Raw genomic sequence first — 16,232 nt, 5'->3', positions numbered from 1 at the left:
TCTCCCTACAGTGGAGCGATTGCAGGTTGAGCCACCTGCACTGGCGTATTGACTGGCCACGCCCTTTGCACGCCGTTGACTCCGCGAACAACATCGGCTCGCTGAGGATTGAGGACTTGGAAAGATGAGATTGGATACTCAATCGGATGAACGTTAGTGCTCGCAGGTTCAGTCAACGTCGTGATGCCGATACGCGTCCATGACTGCGGTAGTGGTTCCGGATCTATCCACGACGCCATCCAGCTTCGCGGCTCCGGACGGCCGGCAGGCCAAACCTTGCCTTGAATGAGAGCCCCTTCGACCCGCATCCGTACCCAGTGCAATTGATTGATGGCGTACTGGTGATCGGGGACTAGTACAGAGTGCTTAGAGTCGGGAATGCCATTCTCACGCTTGCGCACTGTGCACGTCACCCTGCCGTCAGGCAAGAACGCACACCTCACTTGATAGCAGTTGGACATGTCCTGTAACGGGTCAATCCGCGCAACCGCGTACGCGGTCAGAGCGATACCGCTGGCGATTTGCGGAGTCGAAACCGCAAAAACGAAGTCTACGTTTCCCGACCCGATATCAATCATCGAGTGACGCCCAGTGTTCAGGGCTGTATGTAGATGCCAACCTGCATCCGACCCGACGCGAAATGCTGATGACGTCCCGAGGTGTTGCCAGGCTTGGCCGGATTCTGTAGAGCCCCATGAGCCGGAGAGCGTCCGGTCAAAGGTATCGACAGCTCCATCCTCGATCATCGATACCGTCACCAGTTCACCACCGACAAGAACATCCTGTGGGAAGTCGACAGGATCGGTCGTCCAACGCCCGTTTGAGGCTGTCGACCCCAGCACTACGCTTGTTGACGCCTCGGACAATGCAGCCGCTACCACGGTGCCGTCTGCTGGCACTCGCTGGGTTCCGTCCGCTTCTGCCACACGCCATGGAGAGCCGGGTATTGCGTTGAAGGTAATGGTTCGTTCGTATGCGTCCAAGTGCTGCGAATAGCCACGCACCATCACTGATGTAGGACCAGGAGGCAGCCATTCCGGAGTGTCCACCACCGCCATGAAGTCCCCTGAATCGAGCGCAGCGACTCTCCGAACTAGTGCTGCATCGGAGAAGCCTGGTGCTGCGAGGTTGACGCTCACCGTTGGGTACCGAGCCTCATCAACCGTTCCCTGATGAACCCGCCATGACGCCTGATTGGCTGTCTGCGAATCCTGGTGCAGGTTGAGAGTTACCGACTCCTCATAGGGGCCAACGCCGTCTGGGGGCGCTTGGATTGACAGAGGTCCACTCTCAAGAGCGAACCTTGAGGACGAACCTGACTCCCTGGTGACCGTCACATCGTTTCGGGTGTTGGCGTCATCCTCGGTCGGTTCAAACGGCTCTGATACCTGTCCCGATGCGTACGACAGCTCTAGACCTTGTCGGTTGTAAAGCGATGTGCGGGTGCGGTAGACCAGCCCTAGCCCGGCCCGACTTTCGTACAAGATCCCACCATCAACCGAGGCGCACTCCTCGACTAGTTCCAGGAAGCTCTTAGCCCTCTGTCGACCTAGCGGTTCGGTCCGGTCCGGATCACCAGCGACCCCAACGGAGATTCCCTGCTCTGCGGCTAGTCGCAACATCCGGTTGCCGGCAGTTTCTCCGGCGTATCCACTAGACGTAGCGAGGAATCCCGCATCAACAAACGGGACGTTGGAGCCGTAGACTGCTACGTGCCCGATTGAGGTGGGCGCTAGCGCAGTTGGTCCAATCTGAACCTTTGTCGGACTTCCGATGCTCCCCGCATAAACCTGAGGAATCGATAGCGGGTTGTAGAAGTTGGGATCTCCCACCATATTCCAGTGCGTACGAAACTCGACATTGCCGCCGAGCTGAGTGACCTCTAGATGCAGCGCTATCCAATTCGTTGGCGGCACCAGGGCGTAGTTGCCAGCAGACGTGAAAACGGTACTGCCGGACGAATTCAACGCAGTCCACCGGTAGTTCAAGCTGTCCACAGAGAAGCGCCATGTAACTACTGTTCCCGTCGAGGCTAGTTCTACCAAGGTGGTTTCCGAGCCTGGCAAGCTGTCTAGCTTGAAGAACATCACGAATGACCAGCCGGTATTACCGCCGACCGGTTGCGGGTACAGCCGCATAAACGAGGCTGGCGACTCCAGCCGAGCGACGGTAGAAGCTCCAGGAAGGTTGCCATCCTCACCAAAGGTGACAGCGTTCGCTATGCCGGGAGTCTGCCCAGCGATACCACTAGCCGGAGCCGAGCTGTCTGCGCCATCCTCCATTGGCCAGTAGCCGGTCGGGGAGTACCTACTGAGATTCCGAAAGATCGGAGACGTGACCGGCTTCCTGCCCTGCTCCAGTCTCCGAAGGATGCCGGAGGCTGTGACAGGAGTCCACTGATCATTACCGGAGATGTCCCATCTGGTCGGCCAGGAGGATATCTCCCCGTAGAAGATGGGTGCTCGGATAACCAGATCATCGAAGTGCACAGTTGGTCGCGGGTCATTGGTGTTTCCCGAAAGCAGCCAGGCACTAAACCCCGATCGTCCGGGAGTCAGCAGTGAATCATCGGCAACCTGAAGATGCCAGTGCGGCGGTTCCGGTTCGCCATGCCTCCACACCTTGACCGCGAGGTTCATCCCAGCGGTTGACGCACGCATACACCAAAGCTCGCCTCCGGTGTAAGAACTAGCCCCAGGAACCTCGGTCAGCGTAGCAATCTCGGAGTAAACGTCGTTGACTTCACGAGTGATTTTCAGTGTGAGTTGACCGCTCGTCTCGAAGACGAGTTGAAACCAGTAGTAATTCTGCGCATCCTGGTAGCGACTGTGGACCCCAGTAACCAGACCGCCGCCGGTCGGCACAACGGACGGACTGATTGCTGCTAGGACGTCAGAGTCAAGCAGGTCGTTTCCGAAGACCGAAATGCGCCGGACTTGATTGGCGGAGGTGAAACTAGCGACAGCTTGATTGTCGCTGATCTCCCACCCAGTGATTCCAGACGTCCACTCCCAGCCTTCGCTAGAGGCACCCAAGCCTGTAGCGTCTGGCCGGTTGAAGTCGTCGCTCATGAGAGCTTCGCCTAGCCGGAACGGGGTATTCCGACCGATGCGGCTGAAATACTCGCTGGAGGGGTTTCGTGGGCTGTACCTGCCCATGCGGTTGTTCAGGACGAACGAACAGGTTCCGGGATCAGCAGACGAAGCCTCATCCCGTAGTCCACGGGCAATATCAATACCGCCTCCGGAGGAGGCAGACGAGAGCCGAATATCCGACGTCACGTCTACCCACCCCAGACCAGCGACGTAAATCTCACCATGCAAAGGGAGGGGCGTTTGAGGAAAAGCCATGATCACCCCATAACCAGTAGGTTTTTGTTCTTGCGGAGGAGCGATCGGAAGAACGCTTTGAACGCCTCTTCGCCGCCGGTTAGATCGATCTGAACAACGGTCGGTTGATTGCTAGAGCCACCTGTACCTCTAGAACTGCGGTGGGCAGAAGCCATCTTCGGAGTAGTCATGCGCTTTGACTTCTCAGCGTCATGCACCCAGCCGTCACGGCTGAAGGTGACCAACTCTGGACCCTTTTCACCGACCCAGAAGGTCTGCCCAGCCTTCACCGGGCCACCGGAGGCACGTCCACCGATACCGTCACCGATAGGCACAGCGCGACCCTCAGAGCGTGTGACCGCAGTGATCACGACGCGCTTGCTCTTAATCGCTGCGATCAGACCACGCAGCGTCCTTACATCGTGCGCAGCCTTATCGGTCTTGACGGTTACCTCTCGGCTGATATTCGGAATGCCGAACAACTGAGTCGCCAGATCCCGAGCTTCCTTCTTTGAGACGCCCATGGCAACGGCGTTGGCAATGAAAGCCTTCCGGCCCTTCTCAGTGACAGCCGAAGCCTGGTCCTCAGAACCAGTGCGCTCCCGGATAGCGTCGGCGTACCGCTTCGTAGACTCATGCAGCGACCGAAGCTGTTCCATGTTCCTGCGGCCAGCCTCGGTGTTCAGATCGATACCACCGTTGGCCTTCTTGGCAGCGGCAGCCACGTCATCAAGGGAACGCTCGAACGCGATCTCAGAATCGATGGCGTTAGCCGTCTGCTCCCGGAGTTCTCGAAGAGTCTCGGTCAGGGACTTCACTTCCCGGTTCGCTGAACCTGCACCATCGGCAGCCTTCTTCAAGCCCTCGAAGATGTTCTCTCCGGCGTTCTCTCCAGCGTCGCCACTGCCGTTCAGGGCAGCGCGCATCTCATCGATGTGACTGTTTGAGCGGTCGATTTGGTCACCGAGGACCGGAATCCACGACCACACGGACGCGACCTTGCCGGCAGCGTCAGCGATCATCAGCATTCCTCGGAGCCAGTCTCCGAACTTGTCGATAGCCCAGCCGGTGACCTTCACGATGTCGTCAATCGCGAGGAACACCCAGCGGAGCCCAGCAGCACCCTCGGAGCTGTTCTCGCCTAGCTGGCGGAAGAGTTCGCCTACGGTGCGACCGACGCGAGTGAAGCCAAGCTCTAGCTCCCGGGCGATTGGTCCGGCCTTCTCCAGCCCTGAGCGGAGCCCGGGAAGCAGCTCCCGGACCAGGCCGACGACACCGCGTGTCAGAGGCTCTACGAAGCGGCTAGCGGCGGCGGCAGCGCCATCGACGTCACTGCGGACGTCACGCCATCCCTCCTTGAGGATGCCGATTCCCTTGAGCGTCGGGCCGACGAACCTAGCTCCGATGTCGTCAAGGTCGCCCATGACGGTTTCGCCGAGGTCACGCCCGGCCTGCTTCACGCGGACATCCCGGGAAGCGAGGATGACGCCACCAGTCACAGCCCCAGCGACAGCGGTAGCGAGCACAGCGCCACCGAGTGCCGCCATCAAGGGCGGCAGGATGCCGGCAGCTAGCGCAACGCCGATCGCCAGCCCCACAGGGTGCATAGGCGCTCTAGCCAGAATCGGCCCGACCTTTGTGACGAACTGAGCGCCAAAGCCGTTCGCGGCCTTAGCTCCGGCCTCAGCGAACTCGGCAACAAGATCCTTGGCTTTCGTCAGCTTCCGCAGCTCGGATTGCTGCTTCCGGATGGACCTCGACAGGTCTACCCGCTCTGTCGCGTCCTGAGTGCGAGCGAACGCTACTGCTAGCTGAGCAAGACTGGCTTTGCTCTTCTCAATCTCACGATCGAGGCTCTTGCTGTCTTCGGCTGTCGCCTTGAAGTTGTTGCCGAGATTCTTGACAGAATCTCCAGCCTTCTTGGCAGCAGGGGAGATCGTCTCTTTGCCGATGAATCGGAACAGGAGTTCACGAGCGTTCATGCCTGCTCCTTTATGTAGTTGTCAGCGAACTGTTTGAACAGCTCGAATTGCGTGACGTCAAGCTCATCGACGTCCGAAGGCTTCAGCCCGAAGAGGTGAGCGAACAGAGGAAGGTACGCCTCTACTTCTTGGGCTTCTGCGCTTTTGGGGACTCCTCATCGACCTCGTAGGTAATACCGAGGAGGTCAAGATCGAGGTCTTCCCACCGAACGGTGACGCCAGCCCGGAGGAGGGCCATCCACACCACTCGGGCGAGCGACAGCATGTCGCCAGAGGAGAGACCGTCACCCAGGGCGTCATAAGTGACGCCACACTGGCGCTCAAGCTCCCGGAGTTCCTTCAGCTTGGGTCGGGAAGGGTCGTACTCAAGAACCTCGGGAGCATCGAGCACAGCTCGATCTTCCTCGGTCAGGGTAAAGCGAATCATCGGCTAGCCTTTCAATTGGTCTGCGACGTACTTCAGAACGGCTTGCATCTCCCGGCGCATCTCCGGTTGAAGGCGATCAACGGGTCTGTCTACAAAGCCGGAGCGGACCTTCTGGTCAACCCAGGCCCTACGGCGCTTACCGAAAACGGGGTGACGGAGGCGACCTCGGTTGAGGGCCGGAACGTCTCTGCGCTCCCTTTTGCCGTCACCAAATACCTTGTAGCTGAGGGTCGTTGATTGGCGCTTCGTGCGGCTGGACAGCCGGAAGCGCATACTCTTTGACAGCAACGGGGCGTACCCAGAGGGCATAGCCTTAGGCACTTCAGCGACGATCGCAGGGCCGAGCGGCTTTACCGCTCGCTTCATCCCACGGTCAATCTGTTTGCCTAGCCCGGTGTCGCCTATCTTCTTGAGCTGAGTCCGGAGGCGGTAAAGAGCGCCTCCGGACATCTGGACGTCAAAGCCCATTGGCTTAGCTGTAGGTGCCGATGGCGACTACGCCGTCAACCTGAAGCGTCGCAGAAAACGGAACCTTCTCAGCGACCGAGGCGTCAACGTTGAAGTCACTGACCCATGCCTCACCCGAATACTTCACAGCTCCGGAGCCGCTGCCCTGAGGGCCGTATTCGAAGCTAGCGGTAACGGACGCCTTGTGAGCACCACCGACGATGGTGACCACCTGAGGATCAAGGGTTCCGGAGATAGTGAACTGAGTGTTCTCAAGCCCCGGAATGTTCCGGACTCCTTCGTCACCGAACGCCGTCACCTCGGAAAGATTCCGAGTGCCAGGAAGACCGGAGACGTTATCGACGTACACAGAAATATCCTGAAGGGTGCCCGGGGTCGTACCCGAAGCGTTGTCGAGACTAAAGACGGCATTCTTGCCGTGACTGGCAGCCATGAATCACTCCTTGAGAGCGCAGCAAAAAACCCGCACATAGGCGGGTTAAGAGGAAGAGTTTGGGGATTAGCGGCGAGAGAACGTCACAACGAATCCGGCACTGCCCGTGCCGTCTGCCGTCCACGTCGCCCGGAGGTACTGACTGACCGTGCCGGAGACCTTCAGACGCTCAGCGGTCTTGTCAGCGGCAGGCGTGAACGTCACGAGGTCAGCCCAGGTGTCTCCGTCTGCGGAGTGCTGGATGGTCACCGACAGCTCGTCCAGCCCGGTGAAGCTCAGGACATGCAGCGTCCCGACACCGCCGTTGGCGGAGGAGAGCAGTCCGTCTACGTCATCAGCCGTGCCGCTGGCAGTCTCAGCGTCAGCACCATGGAGGACGTAGCCCAGGTCAACGCCGTCGTCCGCCTGGCTGCTGACTGCGACGCTCACAGCCTCGGTGACAGTCGAGGTGACGTCGATGCCCTCGACGTCAGTGACCGCACCCAGCGCCACACCGCCTATGGCGAACCCCGCTGGCAGCACGGTCACAAGTGCGCCGTTATCAACCCCAGCGGCAGCCTGAGCCTGATCGACAAGAGCCCCGGGGTCAGCGTCAAAGACGCCGTTGAGTGTGATCTCACCGGAGGCTAGCCCCGGTACGTACCGAGCGCCTTCGTCCAGTAGCCCAGTGATGGCAGCCATCGTCCGGCTGCTCGATACGCCCCAGCCGGTCACCCGACCGGAGACGTGGCTGTCGTTGATTACGACTCTCGACTGCTTGCTATGCACTGCCATCTAGACCTCCTCGATGTAGCCGAGGCTCATCAGCAACGGCAGAGACTTCGCAGGGATATCGGAAACGGCGTCGCCAGGATTAGCGCGCTTCTCTTTCCCACCCTTAGTGGGATAGTTCAAACCGACCTTCACTCGGTAGCGCTTACGAGCCATCAGCTACCGTCCCCAGTGATGTTCACGACCAATTCGGCACCGAGGTAATCGGTAGTGCCGACCTTGTGAAATCCGTACCCCTGGGCTCTGCTGACAGCCAGAGTGAAGCACTCGCCACCCAACGTCTCATCAGCCTCGATAGCAGCCTTCAAGGAGCTTGCGCCAGAACCGTTGAGATAGGCGTCCAACTGTTCTTGACCGGATGCGTCACTGTTCGCGCTCACCAATACCACACAGGTAACAGAGAGTTCGTCGCTACCTCTCCCCATCGTGACGTCATAATCGATCTCGACGCCACCGACATAGAAGCATGGAACGGCAACCGAATCAGGGACGTAGCCGTAGGTGTTCAGTTCCGGAGTGACAGAGGCGACCGACTCTGCAAGCGCAGAGCGGATAGCGGAGATGTTCACCGGATCACCCCACCGACCGAATCACGAACGGACGAAGCAGCGACTCGACATCGGGATCAACCCGAGTGATCCGAAGGAATCCGAACTCCTCATTACCTACGGTGCCGCCAACCGAGTCCTTGCGCTTAAACAACCGGGCTGCTTGCAGCAAAGTCGCCTGAACAACCTGGTCCGGAACTGCCGGCCAACCCCACTTTGCAGTGACTCTCGCCTCAGCTCGAAGCGAGATCGCCCAGTTGGAACCAGGAAGGCGAAGGTAGGTGATCGGCTGGTTGTGGGCTACAGCGTTGTCCGGCTCTGTGCGGTAATCCTCGATGGTCCGCCAACTAGAGTCATTCCTGATCTCGACTACCAAGCCATCGACACTAGAGATGTCATCAACGATGATCAGGTCTCCGTCAGCTTCGTACACAAGCCGGTCGCCGAGGCGATAGGTTCGCTCCGAAACGGTGTCGTCGGCGTAAAACCTGCGACGACAGTGAGCGTCGATTGCCCGAGAGGCAGTCGTAAGGCACTGCCCTAGTAGAGCGTTGAAGGTGTCTGTCTTTTCGCCTACAAACTCCTTGAGGAGTTCAAGGCTGGTGTATTCGTTAGCCATCCTCAACCCCGCTTACGAGAAGCCGGAGGCTTGGGCTTGCCTTCGAAGAACTGCTTGTTTGCCTTGACCACCGGATCGGTGGCGGCGTACTCCGCACCCTTACGGACACACGTCTCAACGGTGCCGTCAGAAACGAAGAAAGTAGTCTTAGCGATCATGTCACTCACTGCGTACCTCCTTCCGGCAGGCAGGGAGAAGGGACGGAGCGCCTAGCTCCGTCCCCGACTCCGACTCCGAATTAGCCAGTCACCAGCACGCGGAAAGCGTTCGGGGTGAGGACGTCAGAACCAGTACGCCAGTAGGCGAACCAGCCAGCCTGACCAGTCGGACGACCGTTCTCGCCCTTAATCAGCGGCTCGTACATCAGCGAAACGCCGATACGGTCCACGATGGCGAACTGCGAGAAGTCACCGTAAACGGCGATCTTCGAACCAGTCGTCAGAGCGCTAGCCATCGTGCTGGACTCGTAAACGGGCCGACCAAGCAGCCGCTCCGGGGTGCCAGCACCCAGGTTCGCCCAGAAGGACGAACCGCCGGCCTCGTCAAACTGTCGAGTCCGGTTCACGGTGCTGATGTTCATCAGCCAGGAGCCCTTGTCGCGCCACCGAGGCGGGACCGCAGCCTGCAAGGCGTAGACGTCGCCTACGGCGTACGCCGCAGTGCCAGCAGCGGTAACCGTGGTGGTCGCAGCAGTGATGATGCCCTTCGGAGCAGTGGTGCCGTTGCCGGTGGTGAAGGCGGTCTCTTCGATCCGGTCCTTCGCGTCGGCAATCAGCATCGGCAGCTCAGAGGCAAAGTCCGAGTCCTGAAGAACCTCAAAGGAGCCAAACAGCCACGCCGCGCCCTTGTGGACAGGGATCTTCACCTGACCCACGGTCGGAGTGTTGTCCGACGCCTCAGCAGCCTCAGCGAGCCAGCCAGCGTTCACACCAGCGGACGTGACACCGTTCCACTCATTGGTAGCGGTCTGCTTGATCGCAGCGATACGCCGATACGGGTTCGAAGAACCGTTATTGGTCAGGATGATCGACGGGTCAAGCGTGAACGGGATCAGGTAACCACCGTTCGCAGCGGTCAGCGACAGCGCAGCCCGATTGACCGTGTTCTCAGGATCGTTGAGGTAATCCTCAAACGCCTCGTGGTACTCCGGAGAACCGGTGGTGAGAATGTGCTTAGCGACAGCCTTGCGCTGACCCTTCGCAGCACGCTCGATCAGCGCCGTAGCGTTCTCCCGAGCATCATCAGTCATGTGCTCCGGAGCCTGCTCAACGGCGTCCTTGGCACGCTCGATGAAGTCCGCATCAGTCCAAGTCTTCGACCTGTGAAGCTCCTCGTACGGATTACGCTTCGTCCGAGTGATGACAGTCGGACCAGACTCGCGGTTGCCGCTAGCCAGCGACGCACGCATAACCTCATCGACCTTGCTCTCACGAGCAACAGCCTTGTCGTAAACAGCCTTCTTGACGTCCCACTCCTCAAGCAGAGCCTCACCACGGCTCAGCTCATCCTCGGTGGGATCTTCGGCATCCTGGATAGTCTTCAGCTCAGCCCGGATGATCTCCATCTCATCGGCAAGCTGCTCACTCTGCTTCTTCAATTTTCATGACTCCTCGGTCACGGATCTCCGACCGAAGCCGGAGCGCACGAAGCCGAACGGAGTGCCTGTCAGGCGAGTCCTCGGAGCCGAGTCCCGCATTTCCGGGAGTGGCGCGTACTGCTGCCTCTGAGTTCTGAGAAGTAGAGGTCAGGGTGCGGACTAGTTCCGCAAGAGCATCTTCGTCAAGATGCGCAAGTTCGTCAGCGATCTCTTCAATGGAGCGCACAGCCATAATCTCTGCGGCTTCATAAACGGGGACAGGAGTCGGACCGTACTCAGACAAGCCAAGCTCCAGCCGCCTAACAGTGGGAAGCTCACCAGGCTTGCCCTTCGGGATTTTCCCATTCGGGGAACTCCGGAAGATCCTGCCGGTGAAGCTCTGCCCTCGAATATCTCCGTTCCGGATTGACTCAAGAACACTGTCGGCTAGCTCGGAGCGGTTGTATCGAGTGACCGTGAAGACACCCTTGTTGTCTGCCCTGATCTCCAGTGGCGTACCAATCGGTACCGACCCGAGGTCTGAAGGAGTGCCGTGAAGGGTGAAGCCATGGTTGTAAAGGCAGACGACCTTGTGAGAGTTGTTCTTCAAGGTGCGGTTGAAGGCAGCCCGGTCAATAACCTCGATGTAGTGGCCATGACGGTCCTTGACCTCAACAGGAGTGTCAAAGACTGCGGCGTACGCCTCGACGGTCCGGCCGTCAGAATGCGACCGGCTGATAGAGATGTCATCGAGGGCGAACGTCCTACGGTATTCCTCACGCTTCATTGTCGCCCCTTTCGTTTTCCTTGGGCGAATCAGCGCCGGGAGGAAGTAGCTGGACGGAGTAACGTCCGGTGTGCTGAAGCAAGCTGAGGTCACGAGCCTTGATAGCGGTAGCGACCGAATCCGGCGTATAACCGGAGGTGATCAGCGTCGAGGCGGTCTGAGCGTCAGCAGAGAACGTCTCCGCTTGCGTCTGCTCACCGTCCTGAAGAGCGATGATGTCGCTGGTGTCGTACCACAGCTCAGCGCCTCCCGGCACCTGGACTAGCTTCGCCAGAGATGCACAAGCAGAGCGCCAAAGCGGACGCATCGTCAGATCAGCGAAGCTCTTCACCGCAGATTCGTAGTTAGCGAGGGTCGCAGCGTTCAGACCCTCCTTCAGACCAACAACGATCGCAGGAACACCAGCGGCGACAGCAATTCGGTTCTCACCGGCAGCCTGAACAGTCGCAACAGCGTCGTTGATCTGGTCGCCAACGATCATCGGGTCAGCGCCAACGTCCAACACCATCGTTCTGTAGGCGTTCTCCGGACCAGCGTGCCGAGCGGCGACAGTCTTACCGATCCGGTCAACCTGCTCTTGAGTCAACTCCTGCGGATACCTGATAATCATATTCGGCGTAGCGGCGTTTTTGTAGTACGCCTCACGATGATCTGTCATCAAGTTGTCTGCGTTAACCTCTCGCAGAACCGGAGTCAGCCACGACATCCCACGGAAGTTCGCCATAGGGTCCGGGATTGGCGACCAGTGCGCCACTTCCTCAACCGGATAGAAGGCGATATCTCGATCGGTATCCCCGATCGGCTCGTACATGTACCCGACGACTTCTCTTACCTGTTCGCCGTAGGCGTCAATCTTGATCTCAGAGACGATCGTTACCCAGTCCGGGCGTAGCCGCTCCAGCCTGTCACCGGCATCACGGATGTAGGCGTTCCCGTAAAGAGAAGCGTCCTGCTCCATCCTCGCCAGCAGTTCACCAGTAGTGCCACCAGGCCAAGGCTTCTCTAGCTTCCTCAGGGCGTCAGTGCCATAGAGGCGCTTATCCGCAAGACTGCGGAACTTAAACCGAGCCTCACTGAAGAACTTCAGCCGAGCATGAATGACGCCAAAGACGACACCGTTACCGGCGTACGCGACGTTAGCCATGCTGTCGAAAGTCGGGATAGCCTTCTCAGTGTTCGGAGTGCCGTAGGTGAACAAGTAATTCATAGCCGCATCGGCTGCTGCCGGAGGCTGGTATCTGGAGATGTCGTTGACGCCGAACCACGAACGCATCCGGCTTATAAAGCCCATAAAGTTCCTCCGTCAGAAGAGGTAAGCGCCGGGGTTAGGCGTACGCCCGACAAGATGACTACGAGATTCGTAAGCCCAGCGCGCCAAAGTCGCAGCGGTAAGCGCAGAGATGTCGATTTCGCTCTTGAAGCGATCCCATCCCCAGGAGTCACCGATCTTGCGAGGTTTCCCGGCGGTAATAGCTCGGTTCAACTCAGGCTGGTCACGGTGGTGAAGAGTCTTGTTGTTTACGCCGTCTACGAAGGCGATACAGGCACCAGAGAAATCCTGGGCACCTGGGATAGCCAGCTCTCCATATCGGGGATCGTCGGGCTTCTCAGGCGTGTCTATGCCGGCCTTCTGAAGGTCGATGAGCAGAGACCCGATAGGAGCCTTGTGGTCGAACCCGATAGCTACGGGGTTGTGGGCTTCTTTGAGCCTTGCAACCTCAGCGACCACCCAGTCAGTGCCGGGGCGCTGGTCGATCAGCTCCAGGTGCCCTAGACCGTCCTCACGGACGCCGTAGGCGCAGATAGAGGTAACCGCTCGGTCTCCCCAACCGCAAGTGTCAACGGCGAACGCGATATCACCAGCAGGACGAGACTCAGGGTCGGCCAGAGCAGCCCACGCCTCCGGCGTGATCAGAGCCGTTCCAACCTTCTCAGGCCAAATCCCTAGGCACTCGATTCTGAACGCCTCTGGCGACAAACTGCCATGCATGATGGCGAGGTTTTCGATCGGCATTCCACCGGGAAGCCCAAGGGACGGATTAACCGTCCAGTGCTTACGATCGCTAGTGTCGAGTTCGCCTTCTAGCTTCTTGGGATCAATTCCCCAGATAAAGTAGGCAACCCCATCGACTTTGTTTTCACCCTGCTGCCGAAGGCGTGCGAACGGTTCACCGATGAGAGCATTGCGGGGAGGAGTTGAGAAGTAGAGAACCTGAGGATTCCGAGAAGCCAGGACCGTTGGCATGATCGCCTGAAGGTCAGAATCATCAAGATCGTACGCCTCGTCTTGGAGCAACCGATCGATGGCATCCAAGCCGCGAGCGGAGTCCGGCCCTCGTGTCTTCACAAAGAAGACGCCACCGTTGCGAGTCTCGATGAACTCGTTACCGCTGCGCTTGCTGACCTTCTTGACAGCCTTCCTGAGGAAGGCGAGCCGAGGCTCTTCAAGAAGGGCGACGATTCGCAGGAACGCCCTAGCAGCGGTGTCACGGTTCTGAGCAGTCAGGACAATTCTCTCCCCGAAGGCGAAAAGCCCAACGAGGATGATGCAGTCAAGGAGGAACGATTTGCCATTCTGGCGGGGAATCGAGACGACGACTTGCTTAGCAGCCCATTTCCAAATTCCAGGAGAAACTTCGTTCTCTCCGAAGATGTGTTCTAGAAGGAACTTCTGCCAGGGAAACAGCCTGAACCCTAGACCGTCCTCAAGGAGCCTGATTGCTTCATCGACGGCAGAAGACTTGAAGGGTGGGCAGTACCAGCTAGTTGGTTCCTGAGCGCCTGTTATCACGGTCGCGCTGGAGTCGATCAATGAAAGACTCCTCATCTTCCGCGCCGAGCGTTTCCAGCTCAGCAAGCACCTCGGCTAGTTGTTTTGCGATGCCAGCGGCATCTCTCGGAAAGGCCCGCTCCAGTCGTTCCGCCAAAAGGTCGCGTAGGGCTTCAAGCTGCTCGCGGTAGCAGCCCTCTTGGATGACCTTCGAAAAGTCGTTCATGGGGCATCACCTCTGGGGGGTAAATTTTTGGACCTCAGGGGCATGGGTCAGGAAGGCTCATGATCAGGTCGCCGACCCCTACCCCCGGTCACCAGTCACGACTACGGTTCGCAGGTGGCGTCCAGGTCTTCTTGTTACGGCTTTGATTGCAGCACTTACCTCGTGCGGTATCGCACTCGAAGCAGCGGCTACGTACACCATGAGCAGGGCGCAGCGTCTCGACGCTGGGGCGTTGGTTGGGATCAACCTTCAGCGGCGTGATGTAGTCAGCATCACCGGCACCACTGTGCCCGCATAGCCAGCAGGTGTCGCCGTACAAGGCGAACATCTCTGCTCTGGCGATCTCGTATCTGCCAGTGTGCAATCTGCGGTACTCAGGATTGTTTGTCATTGGCACCTAGCCAGAAGAATTGAGGGGAACACCGGAGGAGAAGCGGAGACAAACCCCTCAACTCCAGTGTTCAACCCTTTGGTTGCGTTACCCATTTGCGGCACACCTGTAGCAACCTGCCGCTCCACCGAACCCGGCCACGTTGAACGCTGGCCCATCATTAACCCTGCCCTAGTGGGCAGAAACTTTTGGAGTGATGCCGCGCTAAGCGGCTTGGAGACGAATATATATAGTATGAGGAGTAGTTTTCTCAGAGGACCACAGTAGCGAGCCCGGAGGGCGAGCCATCAGTCAGCGCCTACGGCGCTTAGGCTCAATGACTCCGGGCTCTCTCTTTAGGTACGGGAACCCAGGTTCCCGTAGTCCCTCCTGGGATGTCGTTCGGTCCTACGGCTCTTAACCCTTCGGCTCTGGCCGGTGAGTCATCGTGTTCGCTGGCCTCTGGCCAGCACTACTCACCTAGCCTCAGGGGCCGTAGGCCCTCACTCTCCCTCTACTTATTAGAGCGTGAGGTGACGTAGGTCACACTTTGAAGGCATCTTCGCTGCTACTCAGATGCCGATGAGAACCCTCGTGCCTCCGGCACGTTGGGCTCTCAGGATGCCTACGGCATCAATTCTCCTCCGGTCGTACTGCTGAGGCAGTCACTCCCGGGGTGGTAGATAGCTAGACCGCCATCGACACCACCGATGGCGAATAACTTCATAACAACTTCAAATAGGAACGCCAATGAACGAAGAAGACTTTGAGAAGTTCTCTTACGTCGCTGGAAAGCGACTGGATATCTTCCTCAAGCAAACCGCCCGAAGGGCTGCTAACGAAGCGAAGTTAGCTAGTCCTAAGGATGATGCCGAAGACATCTATTCGGAGTTGCTTCTCTGGGCAATCAGCAGTCGCCCAGACCTGATCGATCGAGCAACTATCCGGATGCATCATCAAGCGAACGCCATCCATGACCCGTGGTACACGGTTGACGATTGGGAAGTCAACTACAGCGCCGCTAAGGTGTTCGCTCTTGAGGCGAACAAAGTTGCTAGGGCACTGAAGAGCGGCGAGCTTGAAACTCGTAGATTCAAGACTGAGGATCAAATTCAGTCGCTATGGACCGGCAAGGCCGTAGGCAACGCGCTGAAGGATTGGGACAACCTTCCTGAGGTTGTAGTGGAGGCACTAGCCTCCGATCGCCTCAGTGAGGCGTACAGGGATGCTCTCACCAGGCACTATCGGGATGGCCAGCGAGCGAGCGCCGTAGGTCGCAACAACCTTCAGCGCGGACGTGACAAACTCGTAGAGATCCTGAACTCTGGCAACGCTCCCGGGGAGCACGCCGACCCTGAGGACCATGCCGCCTACGGCTGGGGTCCGCAGCTACGTCCGGCAGGCTTCAGGCAGCGTCGCTACCCCGACCAGGAGCAGAGCGACTACCTAGCAGGGGTGTACGCCAACGGCAATCGCTCTGAGAGCCTTTCTGCGGCCCTGGAGTCCCTTGAGGTATACGAAGACACCCCTGGAGACTCTGAATGGCTCTCAGGCGCTCTGAGTGGCTTCCGTGGGTCTGCTACGGCCAACAGCACCGATGACGAGATAACCGCTGACGTGCTCGCAGCCCGACCAATGAGAGAAGCCAAGCCGAAGAGCCGGATGGAGTGGCTTGCGAAGCGCTACGACATCGAATTGGATTTGTACATCTGGGGAATCACCGGACGGTTCACTAATCCGATGCTCGAAGAGAAGATGGGCGAACTGACCGAGGAAGAGCGCGAAGCGCTCAGGGTTAGGTACTGTCCAGAGGTAGACCCAAAGGTGAAGCGGGAAGGCTTCGATGACAGCATCAAGGCTCTCAAGAAGATCCGGGATCTCATGGGCGTTCAGGCGGGTACTGGTGCTGTGAAGTAGGACAGCGAA

The 16,232-nt window shown here is 58.6% G+C and carries 14 protein-coding genes; 1 reads left to right on the top strand and 13 read right to left on the bottom strand.

Annotated features, from left to right (window positions below; genetic code table 11):
• Window positions 1-5 precede the first annotated feature (5 nt).
• From AB0I71_RS20960 to AB0I71_RS20900, 13 genes are all read right to left on the bottom strand, one after another.
• Window positions 6-3,071 (bottom strand): hypothetical protein, encoded by a 3,066-nt coding sequence (locus AB0I71_RS20960; RefSeq protein ID WP_357587017.1) that lies wholly within the window; start codon window positions 3,069-3,071, stop codon window positions 6-8.
• Window positions 3,072-3,352: 281 nt separating this feature from the next.
• On the bottom strand, window positions 3,353-5,311 hold the full coding sequence (locus AB0I71_RS20955) for a hypothetical protein (RefSeq protein WP_357587015.1): 1,959 nt from the start codon (window positions 5,309-5,311) through the stop codon (window positions 3,353-3,355).
• A 121-nt stretch (window positions 5,312-5,432) separates the two neighbouring features.
• Window positions 5,433-5,738, bottom strand: coding sequence for a hypothetical protein (locus AB0I71_RS20950; RefSeq protein ID WP_357587012.1), 306 nt, complete (start codon window positions 5,736-5,738; stop codon window positions 5,433-5,435).
• A gap of 472 nt (window positions 5,739-6,210) precedes the next feature.
• Window positions 6,211-6,639: a hypothetical protein gene (locus tag AB0I71_RS20945; RefSeq protein ID WP_357587010.1), complete on the bottom strand. Its 429-nt coding sequence runs from the start codon at window positions 6,637-6,639 to the stop codon at window positions 6,211-6,213.
• A 66-nt stretch (window positions 6,640-6,705) separates the two neighbouring features.
• A complete protein-coding gene (locus AB0I71_RS20940) occupies window positions 6,706-7,413 on the bottom strand; it encodes a hypothetical protein (RefSeq protein ID WP_357587009.1) in 708 nt (235 codons plus the stop codon).
• A gap of 152 nt (window positions 7,414-7,565) precedes the next feature.
• Complete coding sequence (locus AB0I71_RS20935; protein WP_357587007.1) at window positions 7,566-7,979, bottom strand: hypothetical protein; 414 nt, start codon at window positions 7,977-7,979, stop codon at window positions 7,566-7,568.
• Window positions 7,980-7,983: 4 nt separating this feature from the next.
• Window positions 7,984-8,577 (bottom strand): phage gp6-like head-tail connector protein, encoded by a 594-nt coding sequence (locus AB0I71_RS20930; protein WP_357587005.1) that lies wholly within the window; start codon window positions 8,575-8,577, stop codon window positions 7,984-7,986.
• A gap of 2 nt (window positions 8,578-8,579) precedes the next feature.
• Window positions 8,580-8,744 carry a hypothetical protein gene (locus tag AB0I71_RS20925; protein WP_357587003.1) on the bottom strand — a complete coding sequence of 55 codons (165 nt, stop codon included), beginning with the start codon at window positions 8,742-8,744 and terminating at the stop codon, window positions 8,580-8,582.
• Window positions 8,745-8,815: 71 nt separating this feature from the next.
• Window positions 8,816-10,174 carry a phage major capsid protein gene (locus tag AB0I71_RS20920; protein ID WP_357587001.1) on the bottom strand — a complete coding sequence of 453 codons (1,359 nt, stop codon included), beginning with the start codon at window positions 10,172-10,174 and terminating at the stop codon, window positions 8,816-8,818.
• Window positions 10,158-10,940 (bottom strand): HK97 family phage prohead protease, encoded by a 783-nt coding sequence (locus AB0I71_RS20915; protein WP_357586999.1) that lies wholly within the window; start codon window positions 10,938-10,940, stop codon window positions 10,158-10,160. Before AB0I71_RS20915 ends, AB0I71_RS20920 begins: the two co-directional genes overlap by 17 nt.
• Window positions 10,930-12,213: a phage portal protein gene (locus tag AB0I71_RS20910; RefSeq protein ID WP_357586997.1), complete on the bottom strand. Its 1,284-nt coding sequence runs from the start codon at window positions 12,211-12,213 to the stop codon at window positions 10,930-10,932. Before AB0I71_RS20910 ends, AB0I71_RS20915 begins: the two co-directional genes overlap by 11 nt.
• Window positions 12,214-12,243: 30 nt before the next feature.
• Entirely contained in the window at window positions 12,244-13,752 is a 1,509-nt protein-coding gene (locus tag AB0I71_RS20905; RefSeq protein ID WP_357586995.1) for a hypothetical protein, read from the bottom strand.
• Window positions 13,703-13,936: a hypothetical protein gene (locus AB0I71_RS20900; protein ID WP_357586993.1), complete on the bottom strand. Its 234-nt coding sequence runs from the start codon at window positions 13,934-13,936 to the stop codon at window positions 13,703-13,705. The genes AB0I71_RS20905 and AB0I71_RS20900 overlap by 50 nt, the downstream gene beginning before the upstream one ends.
• A gap of 1,120 nt (window positions 13,937-15,056) precedes the next feature.
• Here AB0I71_RS20900 and AB0I71_RS20895 point away from each other — a divergent pair.
• On the top strand, window positions 15,057-16,223 hold the full coding sequence (locus tag AB0I71_RS20895; RefSeq protein ID WP_357586991.1) for a hypothetical protein: 1,167 nt from the start codon (window positions 15,057-15,059) through the stop codon (window positions 16,221-16,223).
• Window positions 16,224-16,232: the final 9 nt, after the last annotated feature.

This window comes from Micromonospora sp. NPDC049891 (assembly GCF_040660295.1).
Lineage (GTDB): Bacteria > Actinomycetota > Actinomycetes > Mycobacteriales > Micromonosporaceae > Micromonospora.
The sequence above is the reverse complement of the archived record's forward strand: the minus strand, read 5'-3'. Positions and strand labels throughout refer to the sequence as shown.

Excerpts from the sequence above, each read along its gene's own strand:
- AB0I71_RS20910 (WP_357586997.1), bottom strand. The coding sequence starts at position 12,213 with ATGCGTTCGTGGTTCGGCGTCAACGACATCTCCAGATACCAGCCTCCG.
- AB0I71_RS20930 (WP_357587005.1), bottom strand. The coding sequence starts at position 8,577 with ATGGCTAACGAATACACCAGCCTTGAACTCCTCAAGGAGTTTGTAGGC.
- AB0I71_RS20950 (WP_357587012.1), bottom strand. The coding sequence starts at position 5,738 with ATGATTCGCTTTACCCTGACCGAGGAAGATCGAGCTGTGCTCGATGCT.
- AB0I71_RS20940 (WP_357587009.1), bottom strand. The coding sequence starts at position 7,413 with ATGGCAGTGCATAGCAAGCAGTCGAGAGTCGTAATCAACGACAGCCAC.
- AB0I71_RS20945 (WP_357587010.1), bottom strand. The coding sequence starts at position 6,639 with ATGGCTGCCAGTCACGGCAAGAATGCCGTCTTTAGTCTCGACAACGCT.
- AB0I71_RS20900 (WP_357586993.1), bottom strand. The coding sequence starts at position 13,936 with ATGAACGACTTTTCGAAGGTCATCCAAGAGGGCTGCTACCGCGAGCAG.
- AB0I71_RS20960 (WP_357587017.1), bottom strand. The coding sequence starts at position 3,071 with ATGAGCGACGACTTCAACCGGCCAGACGCTACAGGCTTGGGTGCCTCT.
- AB0I71_RS20915 (WP_357586999.1), bottom strand. The coding sequence starts at position 10,940 with ATGAAGCGTGAGGAATACCGTAGGACGTTCGCCCTCGATGACATCTCT.
- AB0I71_RS20895 (WP_357586991.1), top strand. The coding sequence starts at position 15,057 with ATGAACGAAGAAGACTTTGAGAAGTTCTCTTACGTCGCTGGAAAGCGA.
- AB0I71_RS20955 (WP_357587015.1), bottom strand. The coding sequence starts at position 5,311 with ATGAACGCTCGTGAACTCCTGTTCCGATTCATCGGCAAAGAGACGATC.